General features: G+C 31.9%; 26 protein-coding genes. 18 read left to right on the forward strand and 8 right to left on the reverse strand.

What is annotated here, in order from left to right:
• The first annotated feature begins 20 nt into the window (after positions 1 to 20).
• Positions 21 to 563 (forward strand): DUF4030 domain-containing protein, encoded by a 543-nt coding sequence (locus tag MHH98_RS11115; protein ID WP_143691022.1) that lies wholly within the window; start codon positions 21 to 23, stop codon positions 561 to 563.
• A gap of 268 nt (positions 564 to 831) precedes the next feature.
• Here MHH98_RS11115 and MHH98_RS11120 read toward each other — a convergent pair whose 3' ends face one another.
• Positions 832 to 1,458, reverse strand: a complete 627-nt coding sequence (locus tag MHH98_RS11120; protein WP_340712839.1) for a DUF1643 domain-containing protein — start codon at positions 1,456 to 1,458, stop codon at positions 832 to 834.
• Positions 1,459 to 1,795: 337 nt separating this feature from the next.
• Between MHH98_RS11120 and MHH98_RS11125 the strand changes: the two genes are divergently transcribed.
• A complete protein-coding gene (locus tag MHH98_RS11125) occupies positions 1,796 to 2,251 on the forward strand; it encodes a GNAT family N-acetyltransferase (RefSeq protein ID WP_038181821.1) in 456 nt (151 codons plus the stop codon).
• Between the two features lie 297 nt (positions 2,252 to 2,548).
• On the opposite strand, the gene MHH98_RS11130 is transcribed toward MHH98_RS11125, so the two are convergent.
• Complete coding sequence (locus MHH98_RS11130; protein ID WP_340712842.1) at positions 2,549 to 3,088, reverse strand: 2'-5' RNA ligase family protein; 540 nt, start codon at positions 3,086 to 3,088, stop codon at positions 2,549 to 2,551.
• A gap of 379 nt (positions 3,089 to 3,467) precedes the next feature.
• Here MHH98_RS11130 and MHH98_RS11135 point away from each other — a divergent pair, with 379 nt between their 5' ends.
• The 9 genes from MHH98_RS11135 to MHH98_RS11175 all read left to right on the forward strand — a co-directional run bounded on the left by MHH98_RS11135 (position 3,468) and on the right by MHH98_RS11175 (position 12,273).
• Positions 3,468 to 4,070: a TetR/AcrR family transcriptional regulator gene (locus MHH98_RS11135; protein WP_340712844.1), complete on the forward strand. Its 603-nt coding sequence runs from the start codon at positions 3,468 to 3,470 to the stop codon at positions 4,068 to 4,070.
• 59 nt (positions 4,071 to 4,129) lie between these two features.
• The gene (locus MHH98_RS11140; protein WP_038181815.1) at positions 4,130 to 5,002 is read left to right on the forward strand and encodes an alpha/beta hydrolase; all 873 of its coding nucleotides are present in this window, start codon (positions 4,130 to 4,132) and stop codon (positions 5,000 to 5,002) included.
• On the forward strand, positions 4,989 to 6,383 hold the full coding sequence (gene lpdA, locus MHH98_RS11145; RefSeq protein ID WP_340712846.1) for a dihydrolipoyl dehydrogenase: 1,395 nt from the start codon (positions 4,989 to 4,991) through the stop codon (positions 6,381 to 6,383). Before MHH98_RS11140 ends, lpdA begins: the two co-directional genes overlap by 14 nt.
• A gap of 863 nt (positions 6,384 to 7,246) precedes the next feature.
• The gene (locus MHH98_RS11150; protein WP_038181807.1) at positions 7,247 to 7,810 is read left to right on the forward strand and encodes a hypothetical protein; all 564 of its coding nucleotides are present in this window, start codon (positions 7,247 to 7,249) and stop codon (positions 7,808 to 7,810) included.
• A 226-nt stretch (positions 7,811 to 8,036) separates the two neighbouring features.
• Positions 8,037 to 8,501 (forward strand): GNAT family N-acetyltransferase, encoded by a 465-nt coding sequence (locus MHH98_RS11155; RefSeq protein ID WP_038181804.1) that lies wholly within the window; start codon positions 8,037 to 8,039, stop codon positions 8,499 to 8,501.
• A gap of 259 nt (positions 8,502 to 8,760) precedes the next feature.
• Complete coding sequence (locus MHH98_RS11160; protein WP_168170705.1) at positions 8,761 to 9,282, forward strand: RNA polymerase sigma factor; 522 nt, start codon at positions 8,761 to 8,763, stop codon at positions 9,280 to 9,282.
• Positions 9,266 to 10,267 carry a hypothetical protein gene (locus MHH98_RS11165; RefSeq protein WP_340712849.1) on the forward strand — a complete coding sequence of 334 codons (1,002 nt, stop codon included), beginning with the start codon at positions 9,266 to 9,268 and terminating at the stop codon, positions 10,265 to 10,267. The genes MHH98_RS11160 and MHH98_RS11165 overlap by 17 nt, the downstream gene beginning before the upstream one ends.
• Positions 10,268 to 10,401: 134 nt before the next feature.
• Positions 10,402 to 10,707: a hypothetical protein gene (locus MHH98_RS11170; RefSeq protein WP_038181799.1), complete on the forward strand. Its 306-nt coding sequence runs from the start codon at positions 10,402 to 10,404 to the stop codon at positions 10,705 to 10,707.
• A gap of 375 nt (positions 10,708 to 11,082) precedes the next feature.
• Complete coding sequence (locus MHH98_RS11175) at positions 11,083 to 12,273, forward strand: multidrug effflux MFS transporter (protein WP_038181794.1); 1,191 nt, start codon at positions 11,083 to 11,085, stop codon at positions 12,271 to 12,273.
• A gap of 89 nt (positions 12,274 to 12,362) precedes the next feature.
• On the opposite strand, the gene MHH98_RS11180 is transcribed toward MHH98_RS11175, so the two are convergent.
• Both MHH98_RS11180 and MHH98_RS11185 read right to left on the reverse strand, forming a co-directional pair.
• Positions 12,363 to 12,926: a hypothetical protein gene (locus tag MHH98_RS11180; protein ID WP_038181791.1), complete on the reverse strand. Its 564-nt coding sequence runs from the start codon at positions 12,924 to 12,926 to the stop codon at positions 12,363 to 12,365.
• Positions 12,927 to 13,352: 426 nt separating this feature from the next.
• Positions 13,353 to 13,901: a GNAT family N-acetyltransferase gene (locus tag MHH98_RS11185; protein WP_038181788.1), complete on the reverse strand. Its 549-nt coding sequence runs from the start codon at positions 13,899 to 13,901 to the stop codon at positions 13,353 to 13,355.
• 443 nt (positions 13,902 to 14,344) lie between these two features.
• On the opposite strand from MHH98_RS11185, the gene MHH98_RS11190 reads away from it, so the two are divergent.
• Together MHH98_RS11190 and MHH98_RS11195 are read left to right on the forward strand one after the other, a co-directional pair.
• Positions 14,345 to 14,863: an RNA polymerase sigma factor gene (locus tag MHH98_RS11190; RefSeq protein ID WP_340712851.1), complete on the forward strand. Its 519-nt coding sequence runs from the start codon at positions 14,345 to 14,347 to the stop codon at positions 14,861 to 14,863.
• Positions 14,847 to 15,821: a hypothetical protein gene (locus MHH98_RS11195; protein ID WP_076035333.1), complete on the forward strand. Its 975-nt coding sequence runs from the start codon at positions 14,847 to 14,849 to the stop codon at positions 15,819 to 15,821. The genes MHH98_RS11190 and MHH98_RS11195 overlap by 17 nt, the downstream gene beginning before the upstream one ends.
• 102 nt (positions 15,822 to 15,923) lie before the next feature.
• Here MHH98_RS11195 and MHH98_RS11200 read toward each other — a convergent pair whose 3' ends face one another.
• Together MHH98_RS11200 and MHH98_RS11205 are read right to left on the reverse strand one after the other, a co-directional pair.
• Positions 15,924 to 16,640: a ZIP family metal transporter gene (locus MHH98_RS11200; protein ID WP_083669550.1), complete on the reverse strand. Its 717-nt coding sequence runs from the start codon at positions 16,638 to 16,640 to the stop codon at positions 15,924 to 15,926.
• A 267-nt stretch (positions 16,641 to 16,907) separates the two neighbouring features.
• Positions 16,908 to 17,825 (reverse strand): C39 family peptidase, encoded by a 918-nt coding sequence (locus tag MHH98_RS11205; RefSeq protein WP_051448626.1) that lies wholly within the window; start codon positions 17,823 to 17,825, stop codon positions 16,908 to 16,910.
• A 390-nt stretch (positions 17,826 to 18,215) separates the two neighbouring features.
• Between MHH98_RS11205 and lepB the strand changes: the two genes are divergently transcribed.
• Positions 18,216 to 18,776, forward strand: a complete 561-nt coding sequence (lepB, locus tag MHH98_RS11210; RefSeq protein ID WP_038181785.1) for a signal peptidase I — start codon at positions 18,216 to 18,218, stop codon at positions 18,774 to 18,776.
• Between the two features lie 351 nt (positions 18,777 to 19,127).
• Here lepB and MHH98_RS11215 read toward each other — a convergent pair whose 3' ends face one another.
• Positions 19,128 to 19,670, reverse strand: coding sequence for a hypothetical protein (locus tag MHH98_RS11215; protein WP_076035332.1), 543 nt, complete (start codon positions 19,668 to 19,670; stop codon positions 19,128 to 19,130).
• 301 nt (positions 19,671 to 19,971) lie between these two features.
• Entirely contained in the window at positions 19,972 to 20,139 is a 168-nt protein-coding gene (locus tag MHH98_RS11220; protein ID WP_340712853.1) for a hypothetical protein, read from the reverse strand.
• A gap of 399 nt (positions 20,140 to 20,538) precedes the next feature.
• Between MHH98_RS11220 and MHH98_RS11225 the strand changes: the two genes are divergently transcribed.
• The 4 genes from MHH98_RS11225 to MHH98_RS11240 all read left to right on the forward strand — a co-directional run bounded on the left by MHH98_RS11225 (position 20,539) and on the right by MHH98_RS11240 (position 23,490).
• Complete coding sequence (locus MHH98_RS11225) at positions 20,539 to 21,522, forward strand: MBL fold metallo-hydrolase (RefSeq protein WP_038181777.1); 984 nt, start codon at positions 20,539 to 20,541, stop codon at positions 21,520 to 21,522.
• An 18-nt stretch (positions 21,523 to 21,540) separates the two neighbouring features.
• On the forward strand, positions 21,541 to 21,927 hold the full coding sequence (locus tag MHH98_RS11230; protein ID WP_076035330.1) for a hotdog domain-containing protein: 387 nt from the start codon (positions 21,541 to 21,543) through the stop codon (positions 21,925 to 21,927).
• A 187-nt stretch (positions 21,928 to 22,114) separates the two neighbouring features.
• Positions 22,115 to 22,690, forward strand: a complete 576-nt coding sequence (locus MHH98_RS11235; RefSeq protein ID WP_038181771.1) for a LysE family translocator — start codon at positions 22,115 to 22,117, stop codon at positions 22,688 to 22,690.
• A gap of 23 nt (positions 22,691 to 22,713) precedes the next feature.
• Positions 22,714 to 23,490 carry an AraC family transcriptional regulator gene (locus MHH98_RS11240; RefSeq protein WP_038181768.1) on the forward strand — a complete coding sequence of 259 codons (777 nt, stop codon included), beginning with the start codon at positions 22,714 to 22,716 and terminating at the stop codon, positions 23,488 to 23,490.
• Positions 23,491 to 23,571 lie beyond the last annotated feature (81 nt).

Raw genomic sequence — 23,571 nt, forward strand, 5'->3', positions numbered from 1 at the left:
ATTTGAAGAAGAACTCCAAAATGAATAAATCCGTCCATTTAATTTTCAATGAAGTTTCAGAAATCGCATCCAAATCATTAAGGAATAAGGGGTATGTCTACAAAGCTGCCATCGATCCAAGATCTCCTAATCCATATATTAAGATCCAGATTGACGAAACAAATGAAAAAATCAATAAAGATAATGTTGAACTTCAAAAAGAGATTAAAAAGGCTATTTTCTCGAACACAAAAATGAATTTTACAGTAACGTTAAAAGGACAAAGTGGAGATGAAATTAGAGATCAGAAATGGCAACCAATTTTCACAACTATAAGTGAAGAACTGGATAAGGAATTTGAGGAATACAGAGGATTTGCCTATTCATTTCACCCAAAACTTTTGCAAATCACTATAAAAACCGACTTGGAAAAATCTAAAGGTGAGTGGAATCCAGCTAAAAAGATAAAGAAGATTGAGGAATATGTAAATGAAATTATAAAGCTAAAAAGGGTAGAGTTATTGGTTGAAGCAGTTCCATATCAAATTATTATTAGGAGTAAGGATAACAAGAGAATGAATTAAGTAGAAGAACATAGTCAATTATTTAACTAATTTTGGCCCTTTCCTATGAAAACGGGGTCTAATATCACTGCTTTTATTCAAAAGCTCAAGTTTTCAAGGCTGCGCTAATGGCCCTTAAAGTATTTAGCGGAGAACCTGTAAAACCATGACTTTTTATTAAATAGCACCCCCTAAGGAGGTTTTTCTTGGGGGGTGCTTATGTATAAAATAATTAAAAGGAATTAACATAGTCCTTTCTCTTTTACTTTCAATATCTTATGGAATTATTTTATATGATAAATCTTGATTTGGTCGTAATTTTAATATCACGTACTTTAAGTAGGTCTTCTATTGATTTACGTGATGGATGTCCTGGATTTCCTTGGATTGTAAGGGAACTTATGTTTTTATATTTAAACATATGTAGACAATCTTCTTTTTTATGTTTCTTTAGCAGGTTTGATACGGATAAGACAGCTTTATCGTGCAGCTCTTTTGAAAATTTATTCTTCGGTACATTTCCCCAAGCTAGAACAATGATATCGCTTAATTTAATAATTTCCTTTATTTTTTTGAAATTACCCTTCATGGTTTTTTCGAATGATTGAGTATTGTTTTCTATTTCGAGATCCAATAAGTGTGAGTTTTGTTCGAAGTAGGGGAATAAGTTTAATATATTGATGACTCCGTATTGAAATTGCCTACTATCTCTGAAAAAAGAGCAAACTTTATTTACCGTTGGATCGGAATGTTCTCTACTTGCGTTATTAGGATTCATCATTATAATTGTCGCGCTTGATTTTGACTGAAGCGGCGTTTTAAGTTGCAAAAAATAACGTATAGTATTATCTGCTTCTGGATAAATATTAGAGACTATGATTTTTTCTGGGTATGAATATTTTTTATTTTTATTCATGTTTAACAATCCCTTCTTCATCTTTTGCATGTTAATATAATATACCAAAACTTAAAATTTATACATATATTGATATTTTTGATTAGTTAATGGATATCTCATTTTCTACGATTCATGACTGTGAAGGGGCACTTTAATATATACGCAAGTTTTGATTTATAAATATTGAAATCATCATTTTTTATCTTCAGGAAAATAGTAAGTAAATTTATTCTTATACAAAATTTCTTGATTTTGAATAAACATATAAATGTTAATCACTTTAATTTCATGAAATAAGTTACAATTAAAATGTAAAGTTAAGTGCAGGATAAAATTAAAAATGAAGGTGAGTATTATGAAAATAAGAAGATTAGTTGCAACAGACAATATACCAATGGATTTGTTGTTACAAGCCGATCCTTCCGAAGAGATTGTATTAGAGTATTTACAAAGAGGTGAATGCTTTGTGATGGAGGATGAAGATAGCATTATTGGTGTATATGTTTTAATCCCTACACGTCCCGAAACTGCGGAGTTAGTGAATGTTTCTATTCACGAAGACCAACAAGGAAAAGGCTTAGGTAAAATGCTAATTCAGCATTCCATTGCTACTGCCAAGTCAAAAAAATATAAAACAATAGAAGTTGGAACAGGCAATTCGAGCATTTCACAAATTGCACTTTACCAAAAATGTGGATTCCGTATCACACATGTAGATAGAGACTTCTTTATACGTCATTATTCAGAGCCAATTTTTGAAAATGGTATTCAATGTATAGATATGGTCCGACTTTCTCAAGATTTATATTAGGCAATCGGCTTTAAAATAAAACAACTTAGTGTTCTCCTGACGCTTGCTCAATTTAACGAGTGTTTCTAATACTATTCAGGAGTATTAAATACCTCAAAGGCTGCAGAATATGAACGGGAATTAATTGTTAACTTCAATTCTATAATGTCATCGGTCACTACCTATAGAGTAATCTGCCAATTTTATTACATGTTAGCATTACCTCAAATAATTGAATTGTGTTTAACTTGAACTGAGCATCCCTTGAATTTCAAGTGATGCTTTTTAAATTCAGGCTATTGTGAAATGAGAATATTACTATTCCGCAAATATCTTTGAGTATATAATTGGTGCTTTATTTTTAGAAGATACATCAATAAGAGCAACTTCTTTTATTTGACCAGATATAGTAGCATTTCTTTGTGAACAGTAATCGAATGCTTTAGATAATTTTACTGGAGACAACCTATTCGCTATAGTGCAATGCGGTATCCAACGATTAGGTATGTACAATGAATCCGGGTCATCATTAAATTGGTCAAAATTTTTATGATGGTTAGTATGTAATTCAATCAAGTCCTTTGTAACGGTAGGTGATAAGAACAATGCTCCCGAATTAAGAAATGAACCAATTGTATTAAAAGTAATATCAATCGCCTGTGTACCATCATAATAGTCATCCATTTGTTGTGTAAAAAAAGATTGGTTTAAGTCATTATAGCTTGCTAATGTAATGTGCGGTATTCTATCTTCCACTTCATATGCATAAAAGGAAATCGACTGTTCTTTTAACTCTTTCCAAATATCTTTAATAATCTGTTCTGTTTTTTCATCAAACAAAGCTATTAATCCGTACATAATAATTCCACCTCTTCGTTAGTTAAAATATTTTTGTCACAATCATTGAAATTATTTTAACATAAATATCCATTTGGAATATCAATTTATTATAAGAGAAATCTAGAGATGAAAATGATTTCAATTTAATTTTTATTAGAAATGATCAATCGCAATCTTATTAACAATAGGTACGACAGAGAGGGTAGTAGACTGTTTTAATTAGGCTAATTATCAAAAGAGCCGGTTTTCATGGTAGGCCAAGGTTAAAAAACGAGTAGTGAAGATTCTTCGCACCAGATACAGCTTAATATTTGATTTCTGTAAAAAAGTGCTTGAATTTGTATCTTACTTCCTATATATTAAAAGAGACTAAAGGGTATCTTTTTTGGAGGTTATAATGAGAAAAGGTGAATTAACAAGGCGTAATATTATTCTGAAATCTGCTACAATTTTCAACAAAAAAGGTTACATGACAACATCGATGAATGACATTATTCAGGAAACGAATATTCAAAAAGGAGGGATATATCGCCATTTTAAAGATAAAGAGCAGCTTATGGTCGAGTCTTTTCATTTTTCTACTGAAATAATGCAAAATCATTTTCAGGCGAGTGTTTCACAACACGAGAATGCCACGGACAGATTATTCGCATTTGTTGAGTCCTTTTTAGAATTAAGTTTAGGAGAACCGATAGCAGGTGGGTGTCCTATTTTTAATGCAGCTATAGAAATGGATGATTTAGACGGGAATGCGTTACTGCCATCTATCAATGAAGCAATGGATATAATGATAAATTGGTTAGTTAAAATTATAGAGGATGGTATTAGTAATCAGGAGTTGAAGCAGTCTGTAAAGCCATACGATACGGCGATATATATTGTTTCAACATTAGAAGGTGGGCTCGTATTAGACCGATTAAAGAATGATGGACAATTAACAAAGATCATAAGCAATAATTTGAAACAATATATTTCAATGATTGCGACTGAGCGGCAATAAAGCCGTCTTTTTTATAACTAAAAAGAGACTGAAAGGTATCTTTTTTAAGGGGGATTATTATGAAATATATAGTATTCATTTCTTTCGTAGTAATTATTTTATTTTTGAGGAGATATATCATACAGCATATTTTCACACCGAAAGTAAAGGTGGATAAAAAATACCCGAATTCAACTTATGAAGACATTAAAATTGAGCTGAGTATTGGAACAATGCGAGGATGGCTTATTAAAAGTGAGCGGGCAAGAGGTTGCTTTCTATTGGTACATGGATGGAGTTCTAATAAATCAGACATGTTACGATATGTCGATCCCTTATTAGCTAACGGTTTTGACGTGATAACTGTAGATGTTCTTGGTCATGGGCAAAGTGAGTCATCAGAAAAACAAGTGAGTATTGAATCGTTTGTCCAAAGTATAACAGCAACGATTGATTATTTATCGAAGAGGCCAGATATTAATAGTAAAAAAATCTATATTTTAGGGCATTCAATGGGTGGGGTAGCTGCAAGTATTGTGAATTCTACAGATTCGAGGATTAAAGCACTTATTACAGATTCAATGCCTACATCATTAAAAAGTATTAGCAATTCAATGGCTGAGAAAGTATCACTTCCATATATTCCGTTTGGATGGCTATTTGTCAGCTGGTTTCTTTTACGGGGAGGTGTTTTTTTAAAAGCTAGAAGAGAATGGTGTTTAGAAAGAATATTAAAAAACCAACAGGCTCCATCTCTTGCCGTACACTCTATTCAGGATAAAAAAGTAACGATTTCAAATGTGGATGTCCTATTAAATGATAGCAACTTTAAACAAGTAATTAAAGTTGCAACAAAAGGCCATCACAATTGTGTAAAAGATAAAAATTTTTGGGATAACGTTTTTCATTTTATAGCAAATCATGAGGGGGATACAGTAGATGAAGTATATTGATACACTTGTAATTGGTGCAGGTCCAGGAGGATATGTGGCAGCCATTCGCGCTACTCAAAAGGGGCAAAATGTTACTATTGTAGAGAGAGAGTATTTAGGAGGAGTTTGTTCGAATGTCGGTTGTATCCCATCAAAAGTGCTGATTTCAGTAGGTCACCGTTTTGAGCAAGCAAAGCATTCTGGTGATATGGGTGTTGTTGCAGAAGAAGTAAAACTTAACTGGGCAAAAGTGCAAGAATTCAAAAGCGGCGTAGTTTCTAAATTAGTAGGCGGCGTTAAAGGTCTATTAAAAGGCAACAAAATCGACATCGTGAACGGTGAAGCATACTTCGTAAATGCAAATACAGTACGTGTAATTGATGGTGGCAGTGAACAAACGTACACATTCAAAAATGCAATCATTGCAACAGGTTCTCGACCGGTTGAAATTCCAACATTTAAATTCACTAAACGAGTAATTAATTCAACTGATGCTCTTACTTTACCAGAAGTACCGGAAAAATTAGTTGTCATTGGTGGGGGTTACATCGGTACTGAACTAGGTTCTGCTTATGCGAATTTAGGTTCTCAAGTAACAATCATTGAAGGGGGGAAAGACATCTTAGCTGGTTTCGAAAAGCAAATGACACAAGTTGTGAAAAAAGGTTTAAAGAAAAAAGGCGTAGAAGTTGTGGTTGGCGCATCAGCTAAAGGCGTAGAAGAAAATGAAAACGGCGTAGTTGTAACATATGAAGCTGATGGAGAAGAAAAAACAGTTGAGGCTAACTATGTATTAGTAACTGTAGGTCGACGTCCAAATACGGATCAATTAGGTCTTGAAGCAGCAGGTATCGAATTCGCTGAACGCGGTTTACTAAAAGTAGATAAACAATGTCGTACTTCAGTACCTAACATTTATGCAATTGGAGATATCGTATCTGGTCTACAACTTGCACATAAAGCATCTTATGAAGGTAAAGTGGCTGCCGAAGCAATCGCTGGCGAAAATTCGATCGTAGATTATTTAGCAATACCTGCCGTATGCTTTACAGATCCAGAGCTTGCAACTGTTGGTTTCAATGAGGAGCAAGCAAAGGCAGAAGATATCGAAGTGAAAACAGCAAAATTCCCATTCGCTGCAAACGGCCGTGCATTAGCTTTAAATGCAACTGAAGGTTTTGTGAAACTTGTTGCACGTAAAGAAGATAATTTATTAATTGGAGCTCAAATCGTTGGTACTGGTGCATCTGATATGATTGCAGAGATGGCTCTTGCGATCGAGGCGGGTATGACTGCAGAAGATATCGCATTAACAATCCATGCTCACCCAACTTTAGGTGAGATTACAATGGAAGCAGCTGAGGTTATTATAGGGAGACCAATTCATGTTGTGAAAGCATAATGGGTATACTTCGATTATCAAAATGATCATATTGTTTTTTAATAGATTTAGAAATAGAAATACTCAAAATCAGAACCTAATTTGAGCAATCTTTGTTCAAATTAGGTTCTTTTCATATGCAGCTAAATTAATGTTTGAAAAATTATTCAATATTTATTCCAAAGCACCAGTGATAATTCTAGTTCAACTTTAAAAATACGGTTAAATTTTATTCAAAACGGTACGATTTAGTTTCAAATCTCTAACAAATCCTATCAAATCTACACGTAAATTACTCCATTTGGCTCAATAATGGAATAACTTAACTGAAGCCTTACAAATTCAACAAGCCACAGATAATATCTAAATTTAAAAATTATAAGAGAAAAATTCTAGAAATTCAGTTCTTTGTTCTCCCACTTACCTAACATAAATATAAATTAGAATATATCTCAAACAAAATTTTACAAGTTCAAATTAAGAAATCTTTAATTTGACTTAAGGTATTTTTAAGATTTCGTATTTATAATAAAGTTACTAATACACTAAAGGGTATAAACAGAATTAAAATTAATATTGAATGCTTGTTTTGGTATCTCGCACTTATACAGAAGTTTATTCTCTAATTGTAATTGATGAATAGTGGAATTAAGTAAGTTTTTTCATATGAAAGAAAAGAACAAAGAAATTACAAAAATGAGAAGTAACCTAATTTTTTTTGTTTAGGTTAATTGTATCTAAAACAGGAGAATCATTTCTCATATCAACAAAACATTAAACAAAAACACCCCTCCTTCGAAGTAGGTTTGGTAAAAACTTAATGAAGTCAAAAAAGCACCTCTTATTGAGTAATATGGTAAAATTTGTAGTGGAGGAAATTCAATTTGAAAAAGAAATATATTTATATTCTATTAACTGATACGGGTACTCTTTTTTCGAAAACCATAAAACAATATACAAAAGCTCCTTACAATCACGCATCTATCGCTTTTGATTTAAATTTAAATGAAATGTACAGTTTCGGAAGAAGGAATCCAAGAAACCCTATAAATAGTGGGTTTGTAAAAGAAGATGTATTAGAAGGTATATATAGGGCATTCCCACAAACAAAATGTGTTCTATATAAATTTGAAGTGGATGAAGAAAAAATAGAAAAAATGAAGAGCATAATAGATAAATTCGAGAAAAATAAAGAATTATATTATTATAATCTACTAGGTATAGTTGGTGTAGCATTTAATGAACCTATTGAACCCCGGAATTCCTTTTTTTGTTCACAGTTTGTGGGAGAAGTTTTAAATAGAGCTGGTGTTATTTATTGGGATAAACGCACATCATTAGTTACACCAAATGATTTTAGAAATTTACCAGGATTTGAAGTGGTATTTGAAGGAATGCTATTTGAATATGAACCTATTAAAAGTAGAATCTTAGTTCAAGAAAGTTGACATTATTCATTTTTTTAAATGTAACATACTAAAAGATTCCATTGATCTTAAAGTAAAACTTATTCATCATAGTGCAAAGATTATTTTGGAAAAGTATTTCAATGTATATTTTTGTTCAACCTTCATTTAAGCTGCCTTCTAATAAATTTTATACGGTTTACTTTTTACAGTATTTTAATATGCTATGATAAAAAGTATAATTATCAAAATATTAGGGGGCTTTAAATTGATTACATTAAAACCGATGAATCAAGAAGAGTTTAATCAGTATCTGTTTTTTGCTATTGAAGACTTTGCAAAAGACAAAGTGACTTCAGGCAATTGGAGTGAAGATGAAGCAATTGATCTCTCTAAAAAAGAATTTTCTCGTCTATTACCAAAAGATGAGAAATCAGAGCATAATCATTTATTCTCAATCTTTCACAACCAACAGTTAGTAGGAATGATTTGGATTGCTCAAACATCAACTACAAATCTAAATGAAGGCTTTATTTACGACTTTATCATTTATGAGCAACATCAAGGGCGGGGTTATGGTAAGCAAGCTATGAAAGAAACCGAAATTATTGCTAAAAAGCTAGGTATTAATAAAATTGGACTACACGTATTTGGCCATAACAAGATTGCTCGTGGATTATATGAAAAGTTAGGCTATGAAATTACGAATATATCAATGTCTAAATCCATTTAATAAAGGCATACATAGTACATTATTGTATTATTATCAAATAATTTTTTGTAAAACCAATTTAACATTTCATTGTAGAAGAAACATTTCTGAACGATTTTTGTTCAAAATAGTTTCTTTTTATTTGCTATGAAATAAAAATTCTAATTCAAAATGAATTTAATAATGTGGTACGCCTTAATTCAAACAAAAAAATCGCATTTTCATGATTAATTGATTCCGAATGCAATGTCGTTCGTCTTTTAATGAAAGGGGGGATTTGATGATGCAGGAACCGTTTAAACAACTCTATATTTTACATAGTGATGGCATTTATAAATACATATTTTTCATGGTTAATAATAAGGAACTTGCCGAAGATTTGACGCAAGAAACGTTTTTTAAAGCATTTAAGCAATTTCAAACCTTCCGGAACGAAGCTGCAATCATTACTTGGCTAAAGCGAATTGCAAGAAACCTTGTCTATGATTATTATCGCAAGAAGCGATTAATTCAATTCTTACCACTTACATTTAAGATGGAGTATCAAGACGATACACAAACGCCGGTTGAATTACTTGAAACAGCTGAGGAAATGGCGGTTCTTTATGGGGCATTAAGAAAGTTGAAATTAAATCATAGAGAAACGATTGTATTACGAAAAATTGAAGGCCTATCAGTGAAAGAAACAGCTCAATTCCTCGAATGCACTGAAGCGAAGGTTAAAAACAACACAGTTCGTGCAATCGCTGCACTAAAAAAGGTTTTACAAGAAGGGGGTCATGATGATGGAGTGTTTAGATGACAAATTACAGAAATTAAATACAATAAAGCGTTCACAACAGGAGAAGTTACATACGTTTGAAAAACTATCGGATCGGATTGACAGCCTACCCACAAGGAAAATAAATTGGCAAGTTCCTGTAGTACTTGCATCTACTGTTGTTATCTGTATCATTGTACTCCTGACGACTCTTAATAGCCCTTTACAAAAGCCATCATTAACAACAGCTACTGAACCAATAACCAATTTTACTTCTACAGTGGAACTAAAACGCATATATTATGTTGATTGGCCTAATAATATAAGTTTTGACAGCTTTCTAGCAAGAGCTTCAAAACTTTACTTGGATATGAATATAATTGAGGATAAACAACAACTTTCAACATTTAGTTATTATTTTAGTCACCTAAAAGAAGTTCAGCATATAAATAAGAGTGAACTTGAACCTATTAATGACTTCGTTTTGACAGCAAAAGACAGACGAGAATGGCGCATCAAAATTTATAAAATACCAGGTGAGTCATCAATTTTAAGAGACATGCAAACCAACAGATATTTTCAAGTCAAAGACGAAACTGGCAACTTTGACGAAAAATTACTAAATGCAGTCTTTGTACAAAAAAATATAAAAGAGTTCTATTTGAGTCTAATTGTGAACGTTATTCCATCATTAGTATTTTTAATACAATATATAGCAATCAGAAACACTTATATTCCTGCCATTCCTAAACTTCAAAGAAAAAATCGAGATCGTATAATTCAATTGGTCATTTGGATTATTAGCTTATTCACCATTATATTTCTTGCTCTTTACTATCATCCAATAAATATACTAGTACTATTATCCATCCTAACATTAGCCATTTTGAGCAAATTTTATTTCGATTGGATATTCATTCGTGAACATCATGATATAAAGTTACAACAAAAATATAAGTTGTATTTAAGTATACAAATTATTATTTACTTATTAATGATTTGTATGTTAATCGTCATCATCCACTAACCATACTCTAAATCGCCCTAATAATCTAAAATTCGACGAATAAATAATGATGAACTTCCCAATGATGTTTTTAGACATACAAAAAAGGGAAATACATGTTAATCAAGAAATTTATGATGGAGGGGGATTAAGAAATGGTAATTCTATTATTACTTGTGCTCGTGATTCTATGCATGATCCCTTTGCTTCTTTTGGATTCACGAATAGGAATGAAAGAGGCGAATATAGATCGTGCGATTGAAATACTTGAGGATGAACTTGAAACAGGTAAGTTAAAACTCTTTAAGAAACCTCAATTCAAACCTAATTTCAAATTAAGATTTGCTCATATGAAGCAAAAAACAGCTAGTAGATGGCAAGGCTTTAAAGAAAAGTCTATTCATTATAAGGATAAATTCCAATCATGGCAGCAAAGTTTAATCAATTCTTATCGTAAATAATGAGTAAATTAAAATACCTCAGCATTTAATGCTGAGGTATTTTTTTTTGTAAACGGATTAGATTTAAATCTACTCATTTAAATAACATACGAGAAGGTAAAAGAAAGTGATTAATCAGATTAAATTCATTGGCCTACAAATTACCTATTAATATTGTTATACTAAAAATAGGCACATATAATAGATTATACGTCTGAAAACCCTTATTTCTATACGTGTTTATACCCTCCTATAGGTATACGTATTCATAATCATTAAAAGAGGTGTAAGCTCATGTTATTTTTTGAACGAATTAAAATGATGGTTCCTCCTATTCCATAGCTACAAAAGATTGTAATACCTGAGATTTTCTAAGTTATAGGAGGGTTATTAGAAATGAAAAAAGTCTCAGTACCATCGTTAATGTTAATGATTATTCTTGTGGCATTTCCACAAATAAGTGAAACAATTTATACACCATCGTTACCCGATATTTCTAAAGCTTTAAACGTTAGCAGCAATGCTACTCAACTTACACTCAGTATATACTTTGCAGGATTTGCTTTAGGTGTGTTTTGTTGGGGATGGTTGTCTGATATAATAGGGCGTCGTCCTGCTATGCTGTGGGGAATTGTAACATATGGTGTAGGTAGTCTTTTATGTTTTATGGCTAACTCCATAGAATTATTATTCATAAGCCGCTTTCTTCAAGCATTTGGAGCAAGTACAGGTTCAGTCGTCACACAAACGATTCTTCGTGAAAGCGTTGATGGTCATAAACGTCATGTAATGTTTGCACAAATTTCTGCTGTCATTGCATTTACGCCAGCAGTAGGACCATTAGTTGGAGGTTGGGTTGATCAAACTTTTGGATTTAAGGCAGTATTTTTCACATTGGTTGTAATGAGTATCGGGATTTTTGTATATACATTTACAGCATTGCCTGAAACAAAAGCGTCTTCTGATACTAATAATAAAATAAGTATTTTTCTTGTATTAAAGAGGATTATTACTGATCCAAAGATAATTGCATTTGGATTGCTCATAGGAGGTACAAATGGCATATTGTTCAGCTATTATGCTGAAGCACCATTTATCTTTATTGAGTATTTTAAAATGTCGCCAGGTTTATTTGGTTTTTTAGGGATAGTCGTAGCCTTGTCTTCAATAATAGGAGCCAACTTATCAAAACGTTTACTAGCTGTTTATATACCTGAAAAAATTATATATATTGGATGTTTAGTAATGGTAGTAGGGGCAATGATCTTATCAGCTATTGTACTGACTGGAACGAATCCTACTGTATTCTACGCAGCAGCAATTCTGGTAGCAATTTTCATACTCTTATTAGGGATAGGAATTGCTCTACCAAATTGCCTCAGTTTGGCACTTGTGAATTTTCAAGATGTCGTTGGAACGGCAGGAGCATTATTTAGCTTAGGATATTATTTATTGGTTACACTGATTATTTGGGGAATGAGTCAACTGCATACAGGTTCTCTAATAATAATGCCATTGTATTTCCTTGCGCTCGTTGTCATCATGGTAATTACTAGCAGAATATTTATTTATAAAGCTAAGTATTAAAATAAATTAATAGATATAAAAAGGGCTGTCCTAAAAGTAGGTGAAAACCAACTTTTAGGACAGCCCTATGTCATTATCTAGGTTCGAATCTATACGTCGAATTCTAAATTAATGATTTTCCACTCATCCTTAACCTTTTTAAACACTAAATGTAGGAATGTCGGAGGGCTAACAAGCTCTACATTATTACTTTTATAAAATTCTCTAATGAAAATGTTAAATGTTTGATTATCATTATTATAATCGTAACCTTGAATTACCCAATCATCTAAATAGTTCTTACCGTCAAGTGTATATAATAGCCAATCTACATTATCAATGATGACATATAACCCATCAGCTTTACTTTTTAACGTTAATTCCTTTGCCAATAATGCTTGTAGTTGCTTTTGATTGCCTGTTTTTTGCGCTTGAACAAAGTCTCTAGATAAGTTACTTATAATTGCGAAGTTTTCTTTTTCTATCTTATAAACATTAATCTCTTTTTTTAGTTTTTTTATTGTTTGAGTTGAATTTTCTACTTTGTTTTCATTTTCCTTTGGTGTATCAGTATTAGCTTTAGCGTGTTGAACTTCTACAAAACCATTTGTATTTGAACAAGCTGTAAGTAACATTAAACCACAAACCAATAATACCCAAATCTTTTTTCGCATAAATTACCTCCTCAAACTTTTCTTATTAATGCTGTTTCGACGTATGTTATAATATTTCCTTTTTTACTTATAGAATTTCAACGATAATTAACATTTTTGAAATAAATCTGTCTTAAGTATAATCAAGATCAATTTTGAAATTATTATGTGAAAGATTGGAAAGAAATATTCGGAGGTGTGTCTAGATTGGAGAATTACAATTATTGAATGATTAAGAAAGTGAAAAAGTAACCCTACTAGGTTGATGGAGCTTATGAGAAGATATCACCTAAGTATTAAAGGTGATAGGAATTATTATTCCATAAGAGTAGGCACTAATTAGAAAAATAAAAAAACACCTCAAATTAGAAGGTGTTTAATAATATCTGTCAATGTAATTGAGTTTTCTTTTATATCTATAAAATAGCCATTTGTAATATACGATTATTATCCTCTTGAGTTAATAATTCCATAATATATTAGATCTTCATATCGATTTTCTTTCCTCACATGGTCTATTAATATCCCTTCTTGGTTCATTCCTAATTTCTGCAAAACTCTTCCGGAAGCTGGATTTGAACTGAAGTACCGAGCAAATAGTTTATGGTATTGTTTTTCATCAAATGCGAATTGTAATATAGCTTGCGCCGCTTCTGTAGCATATCCATTTCCCCAAAATTCTTCACCAATCCAATAGGCTATTTCACCATTATTAAACTGTTGATTGTTAGATAGTGCAATAGCTCCATATAATTCTCCTGTCTTCTTATCTGTTATAGCAAATTCATATGATTTATTAGCATTAAAATTATCATGATGGTGTTCGATCCACGATAAAGCATCCTTTATAGCATATGGATAAGGTAGGTACAATGTATTTTTATAAATATTATAATTATTACAAAGTTTAGTAACAGCTACTGCATCAGATTTTTGGAATAGTCTTAGTACAAGCCTTTTAGTGGTTATTTTTTTATTTAGATTATCAAATATCATAAGAAATCCTCCCTACATCATGTGAGATAGTACTAATATCGAGTAAGTTAATTGAACAAATAGTACTTCTCTAATTTTACGATGGTAAAAACGAGACCCCAATTAAACTAATGTAACTTTCCTAGTTCTATAATTCGACAGAAAAAAGGGATACCCTTTATTAATCTACCGCAGCCATTATCAAAGTGAGAAAACATTAATAATTATTACTCGTTCATTTATTCTTGATTTTGATAATACGAGCTAACTAATGAAAATAAGCCTTGATTTATTAATCACGGCTTATACTCAGAACCTCTATCTTTTCTTGTATCTACTTCTCAACTTTAGATAAAGTGTAGAACGGAGTGATGAATGAAAATTCGAGAATGTAGATAAAAAGGAACAAAAAAACTGAGTAGAAATTTCCCTTCAATCGTCTATAGTTAAGAAGGAGGGATTAAATGGACAAAATGTCATTTCAACAATTATATCAAACACATAATGAAGCGATTTATCAATATATATTTTATCTGGTTCAGCACAAAGAATTGGCAGAAGATTTGACACAAGAAACATTTTATAAGGCCTACAAGCAGTTTGCTACGTTTCGTGAAGAAGCCGTTGTTAAAACTTGGATAAAGCGTATTGCGAGGAATCTTGTCTATGATTATTTTCGACGCAAGCAAATTGTGAAGTTTATACCATTTGTACATAAGGATGATTTTATTGAAAAAGAGACACCTAGCGATATTCTAGAACGGGGAGAAGCAGTTGCAACTTTATATGAGGCACTTAAAGAATTAAAACTGCCGTATAGAGAAGCTCTTGTTTTACGAAAGATTGATGGGCTGACTATCAAAGAAGCGGCTGATTTTCTTGGATGCTCTGAAAAGCAAATAACAAACAATACTGCTAGAGCATTAAAGGCATTGCAGAAGATATATGAGGAAAGGGGATATACATATGTCACAGAACTATGATTCAGAATTCAACAAGCTAAAGAATCCTCCTCGTAATTTACATATACAACAAGGAAATTATGATGATTTACTACAAAGAATTGAAGAAGTCGATATAAAACCGAACTTCTGGCCACGACTCCAATATCCTCTTATCCTCATCGCGACTTGTTTTGTGCTGTTAATCACAGTACTTACATTAAGTCCAAATAATAATAGTGAAAAACCTTATTATAGTGCTTCTATGGGGTTAGAGGGGGTATCTAGTCAACAGATTGAATCAATTTATACGCTAGGTCTTGAAAATAACACAACAAATAATGATAAGTTTTATGGCAAAAGATCAAAAGCTTATATTAATGTACAAAAAGTGACCGATCCCTCATATATACATTCGATTATCACTCATATTCAAAATAATGAAAAAGCACAAATAGACAATGAACAATTATCAGCTATTGCAGATTTAATAATAGTTGTTAAAGGTCAAGAAATAAAATTAAAAATATTTGAGAATACATCTCAAGAGTTATTTGTGCAAAATTGGGAAACACGTGAAATGTTTCAACTAAATGATCTTTTTATTCTTGAAGATTTAATGAAAATCGAAGAACAAAATAATGAATGGAGAGATTTTTTTATAGCATTAGGATTAGTTTTAGTTTTTCAATATTTAATCAAAACGATTTTAATTAGAGTGTTTAACATGACCTTCCCTAAAGTGCGAGTCAAACAGAGTCCTTTTAGAATAATTGTTTCAATAGTGATAACTGTAGTTGCTCTAAGTTTAATAAATATCTATGATTCAAATATGGTAGCGATCAGCTATTTTTATTTTGGTGCTTACATCGCATTATTGTCTAGTATAGATCTATTATTTGGATGGCGTTTATATAAAGAAAATGGAGTGTTGTTAAGAAATATTTTACAGCTACTTCTTATTCCTGTATTTTTAATTATTATGGTTATTGTTAAATAATTTCAGTAAGCTGGTCATATAAATTGACCAGCTTTTTTTCTAAGAACTATTAACTTTGTGGATATCACTTCTACACAAACAAGCATTTGTTTTCGTTAAAAACTAAATAAGAAAAAGAAATCCACCAATTACTAAAAAACTTATGACAGCTAATAGTAAAACACCAGAAGAATCTTTAATAGACTCAAGTAATACTTCTTTGATAGTGACCATATATATTGTGCCCGCGGCTAAACTAATAGCAAAGGACCAAATCATTGGATTGCCAATACCGATTGAATTTCCTATGTAAGCGCCAATGCCAACTGGAAGAGAAATAATCAAAGTTAAAAAGAACAAGGTCCATACTCCAAGACCAGCTATAAATAAAGGAGTAAATACAATAATGCCCTCAGGTATATTATGAAGTAGGATAGTGTGTAACAGCGATTCCTTGACTGCTGAGTTTTGATTTGCTCCTAGCACAATTCCTATAGGTAAATTGTGAAATGTAATGCTAAGCATTAACAATATTCCAGTTTGTAGAGCACCCTTTTTCACATGATTTTTGGTTGCCCCAAATAGAATATGCAAAACTTTATGAGCAAATTGAAACAATACCACTCCTGCAAAGAAACCGAGAATGAAAGTGATCCAGTTGCCAAGAAAGATCGCTTCAGGTGCAATTTCAAAACTTAGCAAACCGAGAGTTAAACCTGCACAAATACCGTAAATGATATCAATTTTCTTTTGAACACCTTTTAATATCCACGCAATTATGCCACCTACGCTAAAGCCACCTACAGTGTACACATAACCAATAACATAAATTAAACTCACTATATCATCCTCACTCATACTAACTGATTGTCTGTCTATAAGTTAATATGAATTCAGCCATGAATTTATGAAGGGTGATCATAATGACTAGATTATGAATGCTCTCTTTGAAGAGTAGAGAGTAGCAAAAATCTCCTTTAAGTTAATGAATTGGGACGAAACTCGGTAAAACTTCCAAATTAACAGTAAAAATATTCACTAATGATTAATGCGCATTAAAAAAAGTACACTATTTAAATAGCCTAATAGTGTACTTTGTTTAATATTTTATCGAACTACAACGCCCCATTGAAGTGCATTGTACGCACGTTCAAAGTTTGACTTGCTTACCCAATATTTTTCCTTTTTACTATTTGGATCTGCTACATAGTATGAGCCGTTGCTGTTGTATCCGATGACAGTAACAACATGCATATTATCAACGATTTTCTTTGTACCTGCACTGCCCATTTTCCATTTGGCCCAAACTGGCTTTTTAAAATCCAATGTTACGTAGACAACAACTGGATTTCCTTTATCTAATTCTTTTTTGATTTGAGAAGTAGAGTAGCCTGATACATTTGCAACTTTACTGTTATATTCTTTACCATAAGTAGTTAATGGTTTTGGGAAGATGGATTGGAATACGCCATTTTGGTTTGCATAAGGATTGCCACCAGCAAAACCTTTATACGGATTACCACCCTTGTCTTTTGGCATATCATCTAAAAATGTACGTAAGCCGACTTTTGAATACCCTTTGTATTTTAAAGCCATCAATAAACTTGCTCCTTCACAGCCAAATGGAGCATTCACAGGTGATAATTGACTTACAAAAGGTACTTTCAACGTTTTACTAGAATAGTTTTTGACGACAGTACTTGAAATCCAACCTATTTTGTTATTTACCTTTACCTTATGCCAAGTTGTAGAACCTACTTTTTTTGTAGCATAAGAAGTAAAAACTTTTCCTTTTTTCGCTGAAGCAATCACTTTATATTTAGTTCCTGCATTTGCACGAACGTTTGATATGTACAAAGTTTGAATCTTCTTAACAGGTGCACTAACCTTAGTAATATGTCTATGCATTTCAGACCCAGCAGTAATTGATGTTGTTTCTGATGTTGTTGAGCTAGTTGCTGACAAGCCGCTTAATAATAAAGAAAAACTCATCGTACTAGCTACTAGAATGTTTGTTTTTTTCATTTTAAAAACCTCTCTAAGTTGTTTTTTGTTAAGGTAACTCTCCACAAAAATTCTCCATCTTTTAAAAAGTTGTCTAATTACAACGAAAACGGATAAGATACCATTAATATCATATCATGTATGTTAATTGTTTTGTAAAAGGCAGCAATCATGGAACGAAATATTACTTTAAAAGAACGATATTATTAGAACATTTTCTAAATATATTTGTTGTATATAAACATTGATTGAAATGGTTCATATTAAAAAGTAGAGAACTCCAATAATAAATAGCATGATCATTGAATGAAGTTTTTTTATATTCATATATTAAACAAAGGCAAAGAGTGAAACTAATGAAATTCTCCATTATAGACATACTTAATTGTGATAGTTAAAGGAGAGAAATAAATGACAAATGTGAAAGCAGAAAAGAATTCGCTTTGGGAATGGACAAAAGCCTTATTCATTGCAGTTGGACTAGCGTTTATATTTCGCTTCTTTCTATTTACTCCCATTATAGTAGAAGGCGAATCAATGATGCCTACTCTAGAAAGTGGGGAACGAATGATTGTTAATAAAATAGGTCACCCTGATCGTTTTGATATCATTGTGTTTCATGCAACTGAGGACAAGGATTATATTAAACGCGTAATTGGCTTACCTGGAGATCATATTGAGTATAAGAGCGATCAATTATACATTAATGGTCAGCCGCATGAAGAACCTTATCTAAATAGATATAAAAGGAGTCTATTGGATGGAGGGACACTAACTGAAGACTTTACACTTGAAGATTACACTCAAATGTCTGTTATCCCAGAAGGTTATGTCTTTGTAATGGGGGACAATCGAAGAAATAGTACTGATAGCCGAATCATTGGTTTAGTTCCAATGAATAATATAGTAGGGAACGCTAATATAACGATTTGGCCAATTGATGATATAGGGTTCATTGAAAAATACAAGTAAATAATGGGCGTATTCTGTAGATGTAATATAGGATACGCCTCTATTTTCGTTCTATTAGGAACTCAATTATTATTTATGGATGGAATTCTTGTGGATGAACTCAATTTAGGCGGAGATACGATTAGGTTCTATGTATTTATAGCGAATGTTGGCGTTAGTTTTTTAAATATTATTAGTTATTTTATAAGTAAAAATAAAGATTAGTATGATTGTTAATAAGCTGATAACAGTAAAAATCGTTTAAAATGACAAAAAAAATTTAAGAAAACCAGATGTATAACAAAAAACTAAGTTAGACTTGTTGACTAAGTCTAACTTAGTTTATTTTTATTAAGACTCCAGTTGCTTGAATTACGATTCTTCTTTTTCATTTGGATAGTCAATAGAATTAGCTATTTCAACTAAAATTTCAGTTGTCACCTTATGAGAAACCCTTTTATCTATGTTTAGCATATACTGCCACTTACCTCTTTCGAAAACAAGTACATTAAAATCTGAAACTCTCATCAACGTTGCTTCATTTCCATTCTTTAGTTTTAAAGTGTCCAATATATATTTCTTTCTTATAGGAACTTTCGCTTCGATAGGTCGAATATCGATTTTATAATGATTTTCAGAAGCCTGATCATTTATAAAAACCACTTCGAATGAGTGATCATACTCACTAAATCGTCCAAAATAATGAGTAAAACTTATTGGTGGCACTCTAAGTGGTAACTCCAGTTTTTCATTATAATGTTGTGCGAATTCGTTTGAAGCGGCTACTACGGTTTTGTAACCAATCTCAGGATATATCTTTTCATATGGACTAGGTTTATCATTTGCTATTGCAAATACAGTTAAAAAGAACAGTGAAAAAGATAAAAACAAAAGCAGGGAAAAAATCTTTTTCATATTTCACCACCTCATAATTACGTTGACTGTATTATTCCCAGTCTTATCGAAATTATAAAGTGGTAAGTCTTTGTAATAAGAGACAATTTTATAAGCAGCACTCATAAACAATGTTTAGTTTTCCATAGAGGTTGCATGATTTTAGTCGGAAATTTATGTTAAAAAAGTTATAAAATTTATAAAGAAATGTAATCACACAAACGAGACATTTTAGTGCATTAAGAAAAAGAGTTTTATACTTAAGGCGAGAAATCTTAAATAGCGGGAGATACGCTTCTATTATAAATTTGTGGGTGCAATGTTATAAAGGGAGACTGGTTTTCCTATCACGACCACTGCCAGTTCTTGTCCGAAGACTGCTACCGCCGTCATTCTCCCAACGATCAATGTCCAAGTAATCATCTTCCCAGCCTTCAGGTATTCCTCCGCCACCTGGAGGGGTTCCAGTTCCTATAACTGAAATACTCACAATATCAACAATGTCATTTTATACATCATCCTTTTTTTAATATTTCATACCTATATCTATATTATGTAATGTATATGTTTAAGTTCATTGCCTATACCAAAAAGAGTGATATTCATTGGCAATTCTTTATAGATTATCTCTTTTTAGATAAATAATCTCCTTAAATTAATGGGGAAAGCGTTGATTCAAGAAGAATAGATGATTTCAATGTTGAAGTTGTATCTGTATTAAAAAGGTATTATTAAATGTATATAGAAGTATTTATTAACAACTGTTTGAAAAGGATGATTCAAATGAGAAGATTATTATTATTATTTTTAACTGCACATGCAAAAAATTCAATTGAACGAACGCTCAATTAGCTTCGTTTTAGTTCACAAGATTTAGGAGGAATAACTAATGGGGCAATCTAGTATTATTTTTTTTGAAAGAAAATTTCCGAGTGCAAACATGATTCTTATTAAGGATCAGTTACCGATCCTAATTGATACTGGTTTTGGGAGTGATGTAAAGGAGACTGAGAAATTAATAAAAGAAGTAGGTGTTTCACCAGAAGAATTACACCTTATTGTGAATACGCACTATCATAGTGATCATGTTGGAGGTAATTTTCATTTCCAAAAAAAGTATGGTGTTACGATTGCTGCTCATAAATGGGACGCCGATTTAATTAATTCTTGTGACCCTGAATCTTGTAGTGCAGAATGGTTAGATCAACCTGTAGAACCTTATCGAGTTGATACGAAGCTCTCGGATAATGATGAGATTCATACAGGAAGTAGAATCTTGAGAGTCTTGCACACACCGGGACATACGTTAGGGCATATTTCTTTATATGAACCTGAAGAAGAGATATTAATATGCGGGGATCTCTTTCATAAAAATGACATTGGTTGGTTAAATGTTTTTCGAGAGGGCGTCTCGTCTATCCAACGATCACTTGAAAGTTTGGATCAGTTGTCCAAAATCCGGATTCAACATGCATATTCAGGACATGGATCTGAAATAGAGAATACTAAAGCTTCCATAGATGCTGCAAGGGAACGGTTCGAAAAGTGGCTCAAGATGCCAGAAAAAATTGCATGGCATGCCTGCAAAAGGATATTTTCATTCACATTAATTATAAAAAACGGTTTGGCAAAAGAAGAAGTTGGAAACTACCTACTAAAGTGTGGTTGGTTCCAAGATTTTGCACGCTACTCTTTCCAGCTTCAACCAGAAGAATTTATCCAAATCCTGCTAGATGAAATGATTCGTTCCGGAGCAGCAAGCTGGCATAATAATCATTTAATCGCCAACACTCCATTCCAAGCACCACAAAAGAAATGGATGGACAAGAACATCAAACCGAAAGAATGGAAACTTCAAGATTTTCTCAATTAATTAAAAGGGGAGATTTATATGCCATTAAAAGTAGGAGATATCATTACATTTGAACGGACTTTTACAGTAAGAGATGTTGAATTATTCACAGAAATTTCAGGTGATGAAGGGATTCATCATAGAACACCAGATGAACAGGGAAGACTTGTAATTCAAGGGTTATTAACGGCATCTCTACCAACAAAAGTAGGTGGAGATCATAACGTATTGGCTCGTAATATGAATTTCGAATTTTTAAGACCTGTGTATACGGGGGATACAATTATTTGTGAAGTGAAAATTGAAAAATACGAAGCGCAAGCAAATAATAGAACAGCTATTATCGCATCCTTTATATGTGAAAACCAAAACGAAAAAGAAGTATTAAAAGGGGATTTCTCAGGTGTAATACTTGAAGCTCTATAAACTATCTTCAACAAACAAAGGCTTTGAGTTCAATTATATAGATTTCAAAAATGCATTGGGTAGAATTTATCCAATGTTTTTTTATTAATTCGAAGAAAAGCTGTATTTATTCCTGCAATAATATACTATATGTCATTAGTTTTAAGGTGTAATAATTATATGAAAATACCTTAAAAGGAGTTTTAATATGAATATTGCATCTGTTATAATATACTGTTTTATTGTTACTTTTACACCAGGACCTACTAATATCGTTATACTATCTACAGTACATAACTTCGGGGTAAAAAAAGCCTTGGAATATACATATGGTGCAACTATTGCTTTTGGTGCCTTGCTTATTATTTCTGCAATGCTAAATACAGCACTGATAACGGTTATACCGAAAATATTAATTGTTATGCAGACGATTGGAAGTATTTATATGCTTTATCTCGCTTATCAAATTTATAAAATGGATTCATCAGACTCAAATGGAACTAAAGATGGTACCTTTATGTCAGGTTTCACTATGCAGTTTTTAAATCCTAAAGTTGTACTATTTACAATGACTGTTTTTCCTAACTTTATTTTGCCCTATTATACCTCAATGTCTGTGTTGACAATCAGTGCTTTAGTTATAACTATCATTGGATTTTTAGCATTTATTACTTGGGTACTTTTCGGTGCAATCTTTAAAAGTTTTTTGCAGAAACATGAAAAGATGGTTAATGTAATAATGACACTATTTTTAGTGTATGCTGCCATTATGATTTGGATGTAGTAGGGTGATTAGAGGTGAATAAGATGGATAAATTTATTTATAAAAAAACGGCAGGTATTACGGCGTTATCAGCAAGTCTTACGGATTTTAAGTATAAAAAGCATTGTCACGAGGAGTATGCAATAGGTGTAACATTGCGAGGAATTCAACATTACAATTTGGACGGTAGTTTACAATTATCATATAAAAATGGTGTAATGCTATTTAACCCAGAACAAGCACATGACGGAATGGCGCATGATAAGGCAGGTCTTGATTACGTAATGTTATATATTGAGCCACAATTGCTTTTAGAAGTTATTGAGAAAAAGGATATAGTACGTTTTTCTTCTCCTATTGTGTATGATTATCAACTTGAACAAAGAATATTAAGTCTTTCTAATGCAATATTAAATGAAAAAGAAGATGCTTTGTGTAGTGAATTACTCATATCCCTCACAGATAGCCTTATTCAAAGTAACCTTTCTACAGATCATAAGAAAGATAATACTTTAATTAGAAAAGCAAAGGTTATGCTCCATTCGAACTTAGAAAATGTACTTAAATTAGACGAGATATGTAATCAGCTTAATTTATCGAAATTTCAATTTATTAGATTGTTCAAAGCACATACTGGGATTACACCATATCAATACTTTCTTAACTGTAAGATAGAACGAGCAAAGCAGTTAATAGAAATGAATAGAGATATTTATTCAGCAGTAGCAGAATGTGGTTTTGTTGATTTAACACATTTAAATAAACACTTTAAAAGCGTATATGGAACAACCGCATTTGAATATATGTCTCATTTAAATTGAGAACTATTACTAAGCTTGTGGTGTTTGATTGCATTAAGATTTTTGGAAAAAGATTTGGCAAAAAGATAAAGAAGAATTATG

Source organism: Viridibacillus sp. FSL H8-0110 (assembly GCF_038003565.1).
GTDB lineage: Bacteria > Bacillota > Bacilli > Bacillales_A > Planococcaceae > Viridibacillus > Viridibacillus arenosi.